This is a genomic window from Salinimicrobium sp. TIG7-5_MAKvit, assembly GCF_049569215.1.
Classification (GTDB): Bacteria; Bacteroidota; Bacteroidia; order Flavobacteriales; family Flavobacteriaceae; genus Salinimicrobium; species Salinimicrobium profundisediminis.
Genome location: NZ_CP145903.1, coordinates 1427069 through 1440426 on the forward strand (window position 1 = coordinate 1427069; position 13358 = coordinate 1440426).

Annotated in this window: 13 protein-coding genes; 5 read left to right on the forward strand and 8 right to left on the reverse strand. The window is 44.2% G+C overall.

Translation table 11 applies throughout. The features are described from left to right. Positions 1-65 precede the first annotated feature (65 nt). The 5 genes from V5739_RS06480 to V5739_RS06500 all read left to right on the forward strand — a co-directional run bounded on the left by V5739_RS06480 (position 66) and on the right by V5739_RS06500 (position 4665). Positions 66-548, forward strand: coding sequence for an N-acetyltransferase family protein (locus V5739_RS06480; RefSeq protein ID WP_423820108.1), 483 nt, complete (start codon positions 66-68; stop codon positions 546-548). Beyond that, positions 545-1795, forward strand: coding sequence for an aspartate kinase (locus V5739_RS06485; protein WP_423820109.1), 1251 nt, complete (start codon positions 545-547; stop codon positions 1793-1795). The genes V5739_RS06480 and V5739_RS06485 overlap by 4 nt, the downstream gene beginning before the upstream one ends. 25 nt (positions 1796-1820) lie before the next feature. Further along, positions 1821-3707, forward strand: a complete 1887-nt coding sequence (locus V5739_RS06490) for a lysophospholipid acyltransferase family protein (RefSeq protein ID WP_423820110.1) — start codon at positions 1821-1823, stop codon at positions 3705-3707. Positions 3708-3724: 17 nt separating this feature from the next. Then, positions 3725-4378: an SDR family oxidoreductase gene (locus V5739_RS06495; RefSeq protein ID WP_423820111.1), complete on the forward strand. Its 654-nt coding sequence runs from the start codon at positions 3725-3727 to the stop codon at positions 4376-4378. A gap of 86 nt (positions 4379-4464) precedes the next feature. Further along, on the forward strand, positions 4465-4665 hold the full coding sequence (locus V5739_RS06500) for a YwbE family protein (RefSeq protein ID WP_423820112.1): 201 nt from the start codon (positions 4465-4467) through the stop codon (positions 4663-4665). 101 nt (positions 4666-4766) lie between these two features. Here the strand turns inward: V5739_RS06500 and V5739_RS06505 are convergent, their stop codons facing one another. From V5739_RS06505 to serS, 8 genes are all read right to left on the reverse strand, one after another. Further along, on the reverse strand, positions 4767-5981 hold the full coding sequence (locus V5739_RS06505) for an MFS transporter (RefSeq protein WP_423820113.1): 1215 nt from the start codon (positions 5979-5981) through the stop codon (positions 4767-4769). A 32-nt stretch (positions 5982-6013) separates the two neighbouring features. Further along, positions 6014-6970 carry a 2-hydroxyacid dehydrogenase gene (locus V5739_RS06510; protein ID WP_423820114.1) on the reverse strand — a complete coding sequence of 319 codons (957 nt, stop codon included), beginning with the start codon at positions 6968-6970 and terminating at the stop codon, positions 6014-6016. A 5-nt stretch (positions 6971-6975) separates the two neighbouring features. After that, entirely contained in the window at positions 6976-7347 is a 372-nt protein-coding gene (locus tag V5739_RS06515) for a cupin domain-containing protein (protein WP_423820115.1), read from the reverse strand. A gap of 221 nt (positions 7348-7568) precedes the next feature. Next, positions 7569-8921 (reverse strand): magnesium transporter, encoded by a 1353-nt coding sequence (gene mgtE / locus V5739_RS06520; RefSeq protein ID WP_423820116.1) that lies wholly within the window; start codon positions 8919-8921, stop codon positions 7569-7571. Continuing rightward, positions 8911-9753 (reverse strand): 16S rRNA (adenine(1518)-N(6)/adenine(1519)-N(6))-dimethyltransferase RsmA, encoded by an 843-nt coding sequence (rsmA, locus tag V5739_RS06525; RefSeq protein WP_423820117.1) that lies wholly within the window; start codon positions 9751-9753, stop codon positions 8911-8913. The genes mgtE and rsmA overlap by 11 nt, the downstream gene beginning before the upstream one ends. A gap of 14 nt (positions 9754-9767) precedes the next feature. Continuing rightward, positions 9768-10076 carry a DUF4286 family protein gene (locus tag V5739_RS06530; protein ID WP_266070075.1) on the reverse strand — a complete coding sequence of 103 codons (309 nt, stop codon included), beginning with the start codon at positions 10074-10076 and terminating at the stop codon, positions 9768-9770. A gap of 50 nt (positions 10077-10126) precedes the next feature. Further along, entirely contained in the window at positions 10127-11911 is a 1785-nt protein-coding gene (locus V5739_RS06535) for a tetratricopeptide repeat protein (protein ID WP_423820118.1), read from the reverse strand. 133 nt (positions 11912-12044) lie between these two features. Next, the gene (serS, locus tag V5739_RS06540; protein WP_423820119.1) at positions 12045-13316 is read right to left on the reverse strand and encodes a serine--tRNA ligase; all 1272 of its coding nucleotides are present in this window, start codon (positions 13314-13316) and stop codon (positions 12045-12047) included. Positions 13317-13358 lie beyond the last annotated feature (42 nt).

A 13358-nucleotide genomic window follows, 5' to 3' on the forward strand; every position in this document is an offset into this window, starting at 1 on the left:
CACTACAACGTTTTCGTAATTTAATCTTAAAATCAAATCTCTACTTTTGCAATCAAACTGCAACTATGAACACCATTATTCGAGACGCAAGAAAAGAAGATATGCCCGCCGTGCTGGAGTTGATCAAGGAACTTGCAGCCTTTGAAAAAGAACCCGATGCGGTAATCACCACAGTAGAAACTCTTGAAACCGAAGGTTTTGGTGAGCATCCACTCTTCCATATTTTTGTAGCCGAAGTAGATGGCACAATTGAAGGAATGGCTTTGGTGTACTACCGTTTCTCTACCTGGAAAGGCCGTACCCTGCATCTCGAAGACCTTGTGGTTCGTGAAGAAAAACGCGGTACAGGCCTGGGAAATGCCTTGTACAAAAAGGTGATCGAGTATGCAAAAGCCCAGGGCCTAAAGCGGGTTGAATGGGTGGTGCTGGACTGGAACCAGCATGCGATAGATTTTTACGCCCGCAGCGGCGCCAATATATTGAAGGACTGGTATACCGTGCAGATGGATGAGAACGGAATTACTAAATATGTAGAGACCAACGCATGAAAGTTTTCAAATTTGGAGGTGCATCTGTAAAGGATGCCGGCGGAGTAAAAAATGTGCTGCAGGTATTAGAAGCCGAAGGAACCGCAGAAAAACTCGTGGTAATTTCGGCCATGGGAAAGATGACCAATGCGCTTGAAGTGGTTGTAAATGATTACCTTCAAAAAGGGGATTTTAATGATGTGCTTCAGCCTGTAAAGGAATTCCACCGGGCAATTATGCTGGGACTGTTTGAGAACAGGGAACATCCTGCTTTTGTTGCAGTACGACAATTATTTGAGGCGCTCGAGAATTTTCTCCGTCACAACCGCTCTACCAACTACGATTTTGTGTATGACCAGGTGGTGATCTACGGGGAGCTGCTTTCTACTACCATTGTGAGCTCATACCTTTCTTCCTGCGGAATTAAGAACGACCTGCTCGATGCCAGGAACTGTATACGTACAGACAATACTTACCGCGATGCACAGGTGCAGTGGGAAGAAACCCAGGCACAAATCACTTCGCTGGTGCGCCGGGAAAACCTTTCTATCACGCAGGGTTTTATTGGGGCAGACGCCAACAATTTCTCAACTACGCTGGGGCGCGAAGGCAGTGATTACACAGCCGGAATTTTCGCCTACTGCCTTAATGCCGAAAGTGTGACCATCTGGAAAGATGTGCCGGGGGTGCTCAATGCCGATCCGCGGGTGTTTGAGAATGCGCAGCTGCTGGAACACATCTCTTATGAAGAAGCTATTGAACTGGCATTTTACGGGGCTTCGGTGATCCATCCAAAAACACTTCAGCCATTGCAGCGTAAGGAAATTCCGCTCTACGTGAAGTCGTTTCTGAATCCCGTAAATCCCGGAACCGCAGTAAAGAAAGGCCAGCCAATCCTTCCGAAGATACCCTGTTTTATCGTCAAAAAGAATCAGGTGCTTATCTCTTTATCTTCTCTCGATTTTTCATTTATCCTGGAAAAAAACATCAGTGAGATCTTCAGCCTTTTCCATAAATATCAAATCAAAGTTGACCTTATTCAGAATTCTGCCATCAGCTTTTCGGTTTGTATTGACAATAAATTTAATAACTTAGAAAAGTTGTTAAGCCATTTAAAGGCCACTTTTAGGGTGAATTATAACACGGGTGTCTCGCTTTATACCATCCGGCATTTTGATGAGAAAGCAGTGGCCGGGCTGGAGAAAGACAAAAAAGTGCTTCTTAAGCAAATTACCCGGGAAACGGTTCAGCTTGTAGCCATACCCTAGTTTTTTAACTTTTAATAAAAATTAAATGGGAATTGTAAGTGCAAAAGAAGTTGCCAAAGTGATGAATTTGGATAAATTCGGATTTTTGGGAACTTCTATGGGATGGATAGTTCTTAAAACCACCAAGCTCTCGGTGATCAATAAAGAATACGACAAGCGGAAAGATATGACCGCACCGCAATTCATTGATTCCCTTCTGAAGGCATTCGAGATTAACTTTGAGATTCCCGAAGAAGACCTGAAGCGTATTCCAAAATCGGGTCCTTTTATTACAATTTCCAATCATCCCCTGGGAGGTATAGACGGAATGATACTTCTGAAGCTATTGCTTTCAAAGCGGGAGGATTTTAAAGTGATCGCTAATTTCCTGTTACAGCGTATTGATCCTTTACAGCCTTACATCATGCCTGTAAATCCTTTTGAAGAACACAAGAAGGCACAGAGCAGCACCAAAGGCATTAAAGAAGCTATTTTGCACCTGCGGGACGGGAAGCCACTGGGAATCTTCCCTGCGGGCGAGGTTTCTACCTATCGCGACCACAGGATGATTGTAGACCGGCCGTGGGATCCTGCTGCCATGAAGCTTATACAAAAAGCCAAAGTCCCGGTGATCCCCATATATTTTCATGCGAAGAACAGCACTTTCTTTTACAGGCTTGCATCAATAAGTGATATTCTTAGAACCGCCAAGCTGCCTAGCGAGATGCTATCTCAAAAGAAGCGAAAAATAAAGGTGAGGATTGGTAATGCCATTCAGCCGCAGGATATACAGGAGATCTCCAGCGTTGAATCCCTTACAGCCTTTTTACGCCGGAAAACTTACATGCTGGCGAATGCCTTCGAAAAAAAGCCATTTTTGAAAGGTATTCCGAAGAATTTTAAAATTCAGAAGCCTCCAAAAAAAATTGTGGAAGAGACGCAACTGGATTTGATGATGGCTGAAGTGGAGACCTGCCGAAAACTCGACAAGCGTTTGCTGGAAAGCAAGAATTACGAGGTTTTTCTGGCGAAAAAGGAGATCATCCCAAATATCCTGAAGGAAATAGGCCGGTTGCGGGAAATCACCTTTAGAGCTATTGGGGAAGGCACAAACATGTCTACAGATCTTGACAAGTTTGACGATTACTACTACCACATGTTCTTATGGGATCACGAGGCCAACAAGATTGCGGGTGCCTACCGCATGGGAATGGGGGCCGAGATCTATGAAGAATACGGAATTTCGGGGTTTTACCTGCAGGACCTTTTTAGGTTTGAACCCGAACTGCATAAAATGATGAGCGAATCTATTGAAATGGGTCGGGCGTTCATTACTGCGGAATATCAACAGCGGCCCATGCCGTTATTCCTTTTATGGAAAGGTATTGTACACTGCACTCTGCGATTTCCGAAGCATAAGTACCTGATTGGCGGCGTAAGCATAAGCAATAAGTTCTCGAATTTTTCAAAATCGCTGATGATCGAATTCATGAGGTCGCATTATTATGATCCCTATGTGGCGCAGTACATTAGGCCGAAGAAGGAATTTAGGGTGAAATTAAAAGATGCGGACAAAGATTTTGTCTTTGACGAATCCCAGGCCGACCTCAACAAGTTTGACAAGATCATAGACGAAGTAGAGCCGGGAAGCCTAAGACTTCCGGTACTTATCAAAAAGTACATTAAGCAAAATGCAAAAGTTGTGGCTTTTAATGTAGACCCGTTGTTTAATGACGCAGTTGACGGACTCATGTATATTCGCATAGCCGACCTGCCGGAAAGTACCGTGCGGCCGGTGATGGAAGAATTTCAACAGGAGCTGGAACGCAAGGTTACCGAAATGCGAAAAAAGGAACAGCAGCATAACCAGGAATGGCCTAAATGCCCGAAGCCGGTTGGAATTGGCTTTTTTGATGCTTATCTTGCTGTTTGAGAAACAAAAAACGAAAAATGGAAAAGATTTTAATAGTTGGAGCTACCGGAAGTACCGGAAAAAGGATCATTGAAATTCTGAATAACAGTCAGAGTTTTGAACCAGTAGCCATGATAAGAAAGGAAGAGCAAAAGAGCATTTTTGAAGATATGGAGGTGCAGTGGGTACATGGCGACCTGGAGCAGGACGATCTTGACCCGGTGATGAAAGGCATTGACAAGGTAATTTTCGCCGCAGGTTCTGGCGGGGACACAGGCCCTGAGAAGACCACAGAAGTGGATGAAGAAGGAGCAATAAAGATCATTGATGCCGCTAAAAAAGGTAAAGTGAAAAAATTCATCATGCTTAGCTCAATGGGTGCCGATGAACCTTCGAAACACCCAAAACTGGAACACTACCTAAATGCTAAGGCAACAGCAGACAAACACCTACGCGACAGCGGACTCAATTACACTATTTTAAGACCGGGCGCACTTACAGATGACCTGGGGACAGGAAAAGTTGAACTGGCCCAGAAACTTGATGGCCAGGGGGAAATACCACGGGATGATGTGGCTTTTCTGCTCATCATGTCCCTTGCAGATCCGCTTGTGAAAAATATGACCTTTGAAGCTATTGAAGGAAAAGAGCCAATAAAATCGGCTATGATAGAGTTGAGTCAGGGAAATTAGAAGTACGATTTTAGAAGTACGAAGGTAGAAGTAGGGTTGAAAGGCAACTTTATTAAATAGATTCCTGGCGATTTCAATGAAACATTATGAAACCTACAAGAAAAGATATTTCTACCGGCACGAGGGTGAGCATTGTTCTGAAACACGACCAGAGGACCGGAAGGCTAACTGAAGGTGTAGTGCAGGACATTCTCACCAAATCCCCCATGCATCCACATGGTATAAAGGTGAGGCTCGAAACAGGCGAAGTGGGAAGAGTTCAGAAAATTGAGGATTCACTGGCGTGAATTTCTCAATGAACAATGATCAATAAACAACAAATAAGCCGTCGATTCGAGTGAATCTGGAACTGCGATAGCAGGAACAGATTTGTATCGAGAATAAGGCATTATGCAGGGATTTCCTGATCCTGATAGGATTTGATCCGCTGAGAATTGATAATGATTACCGTCATGAGCACAAAGATTCCGCCCATTAAATATTCAAAGTTTACTCCGGCATCCATTAAAAGTCCGACAACCAGTGGCCCCAGGGCAGTAGAGATCACCGAAAACATGGTAAACACACTTCTTATCACCCCCATTTTTTCGGTGCCATAGAGCTCAGCTATCAGGGCGGTCTTTACAGTTCCCGAAACACCCATCGTGATTCCGGTGGTGATCAGGAATATTAGTGCGCCCAGGATACCATCCATAAAAGCAAAAGGAAGAAGGCCTATATTAACGGGAATGAGGTAGTACCGAAAGAGCTTTCGGGCTGTAAATTTATCTACCCAAACCCCTCCAAATAAAGAGAAGAGAAAGCGGGTAATAGCATATACTGTGAAAAAGGTGGCGTAAAGCTGCACAGACCAGCCTTTGTTCTCCACGAACACATATTGATAAAAGAAAATAGCTGTTGCCGAGAAACTAAGAATAAAACTCGCCGGCATCATGACACCAAACCTCCTGTCAAAAACCACAGTTTTGTAATCCTTTAAAAGTGACCAGGGCGACGGACTTCCTTCACGGGAAAGTTTTTCATCAAAATTTTCGAGTCGGTTAAACTTTAACCTGATGAGATACAGGAGCAGGACACAACCACTTACTATTGCTGCCACCCGCCAGTCAAACCAACTTATTAAAAAAGCTATGAGTAGCGGAAACAAAGCCTCTCCCACAGAAAAACCGAGAGACGAAAAGCTGAGGGCCTTGCCACGATCGGCTACAAATTGTTTAGACATGATGGTCATGCTAATGTGAGTAAGCAGCCCCTGCCCCGCCAGTCGCAGCCCCGTAATTGCTACTATAAGTAAAAGGATATTCTGGGAAAGCCCCAGGAGAATACTGGAAAGAGCGAGACCAGCAACGGTATAAGCCGTGACCTTTTTTACCGGTTTATGGTCTACAGTATGCCCTACAGACAGCATGATGAAAGAGGCTGCGATGGTGCAGCCTGCATAGATAGCTCCAAAAGCACCTTCAGAAATCTGGAAAGACCTGATGATCTCGGGCACGTAGAGGGAAATCAGGAAGGTTTGCCCAAACCCTGACAATAACGTGAGAACCCAGCCGAAACCTACGGTTCTAAAATTACCTTTAAGGAAATAAAAATAGTCTTTCAAAATGCCTTTTTTGAGCCTGCAAAGGTAGGGCCTTATCCTGGCAATAGATCTTTGAAATGATTTATGATTTTTTGTGCTATAGTATCTGCCAGCTTTTTGTGAGATTCTACCGTCCAGCCTGCCACGTGCGGGCTAAGTATTACATTTGGCATCACCAGTAATTCTTGCAGGGCTTTTGGCATTTCTGTAGCTTCAGAAAAAAAACTTTCAAAAGAGCCTTTTTCATACTCCAGTACATCGAGACCTGCACCCAGAATTTTTTTAGAACGTAAGGCTGCAACGAGATCTTCAGTCACGACACTTTTTCCGCGGGCGGTGTTGAGCAGCCAGAATGGCTTTGCAAAAGCTTCAATAAAGGCAGTACCGATCATTCTGTTAGTTTCGGGGGTCCAGGGCGTGTGCAGACTCACCACGTCACATTTCCTTCGGAATTCCTCTATGCCCACCTGCTGTGCATATTCATCTCCTACCCCCTCTAAAATGTCAAAACAGAGCACCTTTACATCAAAACCCTGAAGTTTTTTCGCAAAAGACTTACCCATATTTCCATAACCAATGATCCCGACAGTTTTTCCTTCCAATTCCACTCCGCGGTTTGCTTCGCGATACCACAAACCTTCCCGCACCTGCCTGTCGGCCTGATTCAATTTGTTGAAGAGTGAAAGCAACATTCCCAGGGCGTGTTCTCCCACGGCATTTCTATTTCCTTCGGGGGCAGAAAAAAGCTTCACGCCTTTCTTTTCGGCATATGCTACATCTATACTTTCCAGCCCAGCGCCCACGCGGGCAATGAATTTTAAATTGGGCGCAGCATCGAGAAAGGCTTTGTCGATTTTGAATCGGCTTCTAATCACAATCCCATCATAGCGGTGTTGATTCTCAAGAATCTCCTGCTCACTTTGGGTATAGGCTTCAATATTGTGATGCCCGGCGGCTTCGAGTTGTTGTAAAAGAACAGGGTGATTGGAGTCGGCGTGAAGAATGGTCATGAAAATCAGATTTTAGGATAGTGAGATTGGGTGAGGCTGTCTTCTACGTTTCCGGTGTGTTTTGTAGTTAGCTTTTCGAACAACATGATATGAACTTCTTCTCCATTTTTGGTCATGGGACAGTGTTTTAATCCTTTTGGAACGATGATGATCTCCCCTTCTTTTACAGTCTCGGTGCGATCTTCAAACTGAAGATATAAAGTACCTTTTATGACCTGGAAGAGTTCATCTTCCTCATCATGCTGATGCCACACAAAATCACCTTTCACTTTGGCCACCAGTACCTGCATGTCATTTACGACACCTATTTGCCGAGGATGCCAGTGATTGCTGAAGCTCTTTAGTTTTTCCTTTGGATCAAGATCAATGGGTATCATAAAATGGCATTTTTGACAGGTATTTTTAAGAGGAACTAAAATAATAAATTGAAGTTGGGGCAGGGATTGAAGCGGCATCTTTTTTACCCTTTTTGGAGGGTAAAAAAATACAGCGGAAAGCCCGGTGCGCAGCAGCACCCATAATGGAAATTATAAGTACCAAAATTCAAATTCCAAGCTCCAAAAAACAAATTTCAACCCTGGCACTATTGTAGCTGATTTTAAAAGCCCAGGATAAGTTTTGCAATGGTAAAATAGATAAGGATCCCAAAAATGTCATTACTGGTAGTGATGAAAGGGCCTGTGGCCATTGCGGGATCTATACCGAATTTATCCAGGATAATGGGCACAAAAGTCCCTATGAGAGAAGCAATGACGATTACCGAGATCAAGGAAATGCCCACGGTAAGCCCAAACCAGAAGTCGAAGCCCAGCAGGAAAATACCCCCAATGATAAGCAGAAGTGCAAGGGCGGTACCGTTTAAAAGGCTTAAAAGTATTTCTTTGATAAGGCGGTTTAACAGCGACCCGCTAAGGCTTTGATTTGCCAGACCCTGTAACACAATGGCCGACGACTGTACGCCCACATTACCTGCCATTGCCGCAATAAGCGGCACAAAAAAGAACAGGGCAGCATGCTCTTGCATCGCGGCATCGAAAGTGCCTAAAACGGTTACAGAAACAAAACCTCCAAAAAGTGCGAGGATGAGCCAGGGCAATCTCGCCCGGGTGAGCCGCAGGATGGAATCATCGGCCTCAACATCTTCAGAAATACCGGCTGCCAGCTGGTAATCCCTTTCGGCTTCGTCTCTTATAAAATCTACAATATCATCAATGGTTACCCGCCCCACGAGCCGGCCCATCTCATCAACAACGGGTATGGCCTCGAGGTCATACTTCTGCATGATTCGGGCTACTTCCTCGCCTTTGGTATGAACCGTAACGTAGTCTACTTTGTCTATATAAACGTCGCTGATATTTGCCCTGCTGGAAGCCGTTAGAAGATCTTTTAGAGACAATCTCCCCTTCAGTTTCCCCTTATCATCCACTACATAAATGGAATGCACACGGGTCACGTTCTCGCCCTGGGCCTTCATTTCGGCGAGAGAGCCGGTTACACTCCAGTTCTCATTTACCTTAACAAGCTCCTTAGCCATAAGACCCCCGGCAGAATTCTCGTCATAACGCAACAGCTCTACAATATGCTCGGCGTGTTCTTCATCGGAGATCTCCTGGATAACTTCCTGCTTTCGTTCTTCAGAAAGTTCAGACATGATGTCGGCAGCATCATCGGTGTCCATATTCTCGAGCTCCTCGGCGATTTCTTTGGCCGAAAGATTATCGAGAATGCGTTCTCTCAGGTCTTCTTCAAGCTCCATAAGAGCTTCGGAAGTTTTGGTACTGTCAAGCAGCTTTATGATATAGGTAGCCTCATCGAGTTCCAGTTCGTGGATAATCTCGGCAATATCGGCAGGGTGAACCTCTTCCAGCAGCTGCAAGAGCTCGGTATCCCGATGCTCTTCAATGAGAAGCTGAATTTGCTCAATATATTCTTCGGTTACCTCAAATTGCATAAGGCTGGATCTTTTGTGTAAGTTCTATAAACCTGGCTGTACTTAGCTGCTCGGGGCGTAGCCCAAAGATAGCATCTTCTTTAATATTTTCGGGCAGGTCAAAGATCTTAAGACTGTTTCTTAGCGTCTTTCTTCGCTGCTGAAAAGCTGTCTTTACCACCCTAAAAAACAACTTCTCGTCTACGGGAAGGGAAAAATCTTCTTTCCGGGTAAACTTCAGCACGCCGCTGTCTACCTTTGGCGGCGGATTAAACACTGAAGGTGGCACGGTAAAGAGGTACTCGGCTTCATAAAAAGCCTGGACCAGCACGGAAAGTATTCCGTAGGTCTTGTTACCTTCCTTTTCGCAAATACGCTGTGCTACTTCTTTTTGGAACATACCCGAAAATTCGGGAATAAAATCCCGTAGTTCGAGCATTTTAAAAACGATCTGGGTGGAGATGTTGTACGGGAAATTGCCTATTATGGCAAACTGCTCCTGTTTAAAGATCTCACCAATATCGTACCTCAAAAAATCCTTTTCATGCACCTTACCTTCAAGAGCAGGATAGTGTTCATTTAAATACGCAACACTCTCGGTGTCTATTTCAATCACATGAAGATCGGTATCTTTTTTCAGAAGATATTTTGTGAGCACACCCATCCCCGGGCCTATCTCCAGCACATGGGGATAACCTTTATAACTAAGTGTATCTGCAATTCTTTCGGCCACACTTTCATCGGTCAAAAAATGCTGCCCCAGGTGCTTTTTAGCCTTTACATCGCCTTCCTGATGGCCGGGCAAAGAGGTATTGTGGCGGTTTCCACCTTTCTTACTGTAATTCTTTTTCATGGATACTGTGCTTTCTACTGCTCGCTTATTACCTCGAGCTCGGTCCTGAAGACGACAAATTTCCCTTCAAAAATGGCAGATTTTCTTCTCAATCTTTCGGCATCTTCTTCGTAATAACGCTGTAGCATTTTCCGGGTTTGAGCGGTAAACTGAACTGAATAAGTGATGCCTCCCATTTCTTCGTTCACCAACACCCTGGTCATAAGCGCTTTTGTGAATTTACCGGTGTTGAGCATTTCGGGGATGTGTTCCTCTTTCATCCATTTTACCCACTGCTGGTGAACATCTTCCTGAACATTTATTGTGACATTGTAGATATACATATACTGTAGCTTCTTTAGAAAAAAGGGAGGATTGCGGCCTTAATTAAAGTTTATTCAATTTCATCTCCCCGAAGTTGCCTGAATTTTTTTCGGGCATCTACAAAGTAAATACTATCGGCGTAATTAAAGATAATTTTTTCATAAAACTCCTGCGCCTTTTCGGGCTGGCACAGCTTTTGGGCGTAGAGTTCGGCCAAGTAGTAATGAGCATTGTCTCCCAGAACACCATTCTGGTAATGCGCTATAAGGTTAAGGTAATTTTCTTCTGCTTTTTGGTACTGCCCCGTTTGTTCATACAACTTCGCCTGTTTTAAAAGGGCATCATCTTCTATATCCTCGCCTTTATGACTGGTTAAAACAGTGTCTAACAATTGTATGGCCTTTTCTTCCCGTTGCTGAAAAGCCAGTAAATCGGCCCGGGCATATTTTTTGAGTGCAGCCTGTGTAGAATCTTCCAGCGAGTTTTCACTAATTAAAAGGCTAAGTTCCATAGCATCATTAGCAATTAATTGCGAAGTAGCCGATTTTAAAACATCCAGCTGAATGGTGGCCCATTCAAAATCTCCTTTGTAGTAGCTGGTTTTTGCCAGTTTAAACCTTGCCATTTGTGCAATGACATCATTTTCTACCAGGTTTTGCACCTGGGAGTAATAGATCAAAGCCTGATTAAACTTCTCATCGAGCACGAGAATATCGGCCAGGGCCATTTTTAAAGCGGCTTCTTCAAACTTCTTCAGGTCACTATCTAGAAAATCCCGGAGTGCCTTTTCTGCTTTTGCGACCTCAGCCTGTTTAAATGCAAGAAAATTAGCGTAATCTATGAACAGCGACAACATTGCCGGTCCACTCCCATAGGTGTCAAAAAGGGCATTATAAGCCTCATCTATTTCGGAATATCTTTTCTTCGGAAGTGTTTCCTGAAGAATATTTAACCGCAGTTGGTACGCCTGAAGTTTTAAGTCCTGATTTGGGGCTTCAGCAATAATAAAATCGAGTACTTCAAGAGCTGTTTCGAGTTGCCCTTCTTCCCTCGCCATCACCGTAAGCCTTAAGATAGCCCCCAAACCTTCATTTGACCTGCGATAGATGGCTTTCTCCTGCTGAAAAGCCTTCTGATACTCTTTTTGCTGAATGAACAACCAGCTCAACATGTTGTTGAAAAGTATATTCTGGTCTTCCTGAAGTTTTTTCAGCAGTAATTTCCTGAAGGTGATGTTGGCCACATTAGCGGGATCATCGGTAATGAACTCCCCGTAAATGCGGCTCACGCCCGGCAGCAAATCGGGGTTGTTGCCCAGTACATCAATATAATTGCTAAACATCTTTTCAATCTCACCCTGTTCGCCGTAAAGCCGGGCGAGCTGGATGTTGTATTCGGCATTGGGGTTCATCTTCATGCCCAGCTCATAAGCTGTGACAGCCTTATCGAGTTTGCTGTACTTTTCAAAAGCACGGGCAATAGGAAAAGCATAGTTGGGTCTCGACTCAATAGCTCTTAAAGCTTCCTTATAGAATTTAAGGGCTTGAGATGATTTTCCCTGCAATTCAAGATTGTGGCCCAGCTCCACAAGGTAATGAGGGGCATTGGCCGTGTTGTTCACCTTTTCTTTCAGCAGTCTTTCTGCTTCTGAATATTTTTCAAGTTGCTGATATGTGGCAATGAGTCCGTAGAAAAAGGAGGCATTTTGCGGCTCCAAATCGAGGAGTTTCTCATAGATATTCTCTGCTTTTTCAAATTCGCCCCTGTCAAAATAATTGCGCGCCAATTGCTCAGATTGTGCAAAACCTGAAAAATGGGAGCAAAGAAGGATGAGAAGAAAATAAAGGAAACGCATCCGCAACTGTTTTGAGTAAAGATAAGAAAATGCCTTTTTTAGCACCTGAAAGTGAGGGATTTATTCTATTAAAAGCAAAGACCTCACAGGTTTCAAAAACCTGTGAGGTCTCAAAATATTATGAACACTCCTTTTAATCAATCATGTCAAAACCGGTATAAGGCACCAATACATCGGGCACTTTTATTCCGGCAGGGGTCTGATAGTTTTCAAGAATCCCTGCCAGTACACGAGGTAAGGCAAGGGCACTACCGTTAAGGGTGTGCGCCAGTTGCTTGGAACCATCGGCCGATTTATACCTCAACTTTAACCGGTTGGCCTGAAAAGTCTCAAAATTTGAACAGGAGCTTATCTCCAGCCAGCGATCCTGTGCGGTTGAAAATACTTCAAAGTCGTAAGTCAGCACCGATGTAAATCCAAGATCGCCACCACACAACCTAAGAATGCGGTAAGGCAACTTTAGATCCCTGAGGATATCCTTGATCTGCTCTACCATTTGATCTAGTGCTGCAAAAGAATTTTCGGGTTTTTCGATCCTTACAATCTCCACTTTATCGAACTGGTGCAGGCGGTTAAGACCGCGCACGTGTGCCCCGTAAGATCCTGCTTCCCTTCTAAAGCACGGTGTATAACCGGTACAGGCAATGGGAAAATCGTTTTCTGAAAGCATGTTATCCCTAAACATATTCGTAATAGGAACTTCGGCTGTTGGAATAAGGTATAGATTATCTTCGGTGACATGGTACATTTGCCCTTCTTTATCGGGCAGCTGCCCAGTGCCATATCCCGAAGCTTCATTTACCATAAGGGGCATTTGGTACTCGGTATATCCTGCCGCCACGTTTTTGTCTAAAAAGTACGCGATCAATGCCCGTTGCAGGCGCGCACCTTTTCCTTTATAGACAGGGAATCCGGCCCCGGTAATTTTGTTACCAAGTTCAAAATCTATAATGTCATATTTTTTTGCCAGTTCCCAGTGCGGCAAAGCATCTGCACCAAGCTGCGGCACTTCTCCTTCTTTAAAGACCTCAACATTATCTTCTTCGGAAGCACCAGCCGGCACGAGTTCATTCGGGATATTGGGAATATTATACAGCTGTTTGTTGAGGGCCATGGTGGTAGCCGCCAGCTTTTCAGAAAGCTCTTTAGTAGTCTCCTTCAAGTCTGAAGTTTGTTGCTTCAGCTGGTTTGCCTTCAGATGTTCACCGGTCTTGAAAAGCATTCCTATTTCCTTTGAAAGTCTGTTCGATTCGGCTAACTTCTCATCCAGCTCTGCCTGGGTTGAACGGCGGGTCTCGTCCAGTTCAAGCACTTCAGCAAAAACTTCTTCAGCATCAAAATTTCTCTTTTTCAAGGCTTTTACATATGCCTCCTTGTTGGCCCTGATATTGGCTACCTGTAACATAGATCTAATATTTGGATTTGCGCAAGCGTATTTCTTCCGCCA

What these genes read in the sequence shown, in the direction of transcription:
- V5739_RS06480 (WP_423820108.1), top strand. Translation starts at nt 66, where the DNA reads ATGAACACCATTATTCGAGACGCAAGAAAAGAAGATATGCCCGCCGTG.
- V5739_RS06485 (WP_423820109.1), top strand. Translation starts at nt 545, where the DNA reads ATGAAAGTTTTCAAATTTGGAGGTGCATCTGTAAAGGATGCCGGCGGA.
- V5739_RS06490 (WP_423820110.1), top strand. Translation starts at nt 1,821, where the DNA reads ATGGGAATTGTAAGTGCAAAAGAAGTTGCCAAAGTGATGAATTTGGAT.
- V5739_RS06495 (WP_423820111.1), top strand. Translation starts at nt 3,725, where the DNA reads ATGGAAAAGATTTTAATAGTTGGAGCTACCGGAAGTACCGGAAAAAGG.
- V5739_RS06500 (WP_423820112.1), top strand. Translation starts at nt 4,465, where the DNA reads ATGAAACCTACAAGAAAAGATATTTCTACCGGCACGAGGGTGAGCATT.
- V5739_RS06510 (WP_423820114.1), bottom strand. Translation starts at nt 6,970, where the DNA reads ATGACCATTCTTCACGCCGACTCCAATCACCCTGTTCTTTTACAACAA.
- V5739_RS06515 (WP_423820115.1), bottom strand. Translation starts at nt 7,347, where the DNA reads ATGATACCCATTGATCTTGATCCAAAGGAAAAACTAAAGAGCTTCAGC.
- mgtE (WP_423820116.1), bottom strand. Translation starts at nt 8,921, where the DNA reads ATGCAATTTGAGGTAACCGAAGAATATATTGAGCAAATTCAGCTTCTC.
- rsmA (WP_423820117.1), bottom strand. Translation starts at nt 9,753, where the DNA reads ATGAAAAAGAATTACAGTAAGAAAGGTGGAAACCGCCACAATACCTCT.
- V5739_RS06530 (WP_266070075.1), bottom strand. Translation starts at nt 10,076, where the DNA reads ATGTATATCTACAATGTCACAATAAATGTTCAGGAAGATGTTCACCAG.
- V5739_RS06535 (WP_423820118.1), bottom strand. Translation starts at nt 11,911, where the DNA reads ATGCGTTTCCTTTATTTTCTTCTCATCCTTCTTTGCTCCCATTTTTCA.
- serS (WP_423820119.1), bottom strand. Translation starts at nt 13,316, where the DNA reads ATGTTACAGGTAGCCAATATCAGGGCCAACAAGGAGGCATATGTAAAA.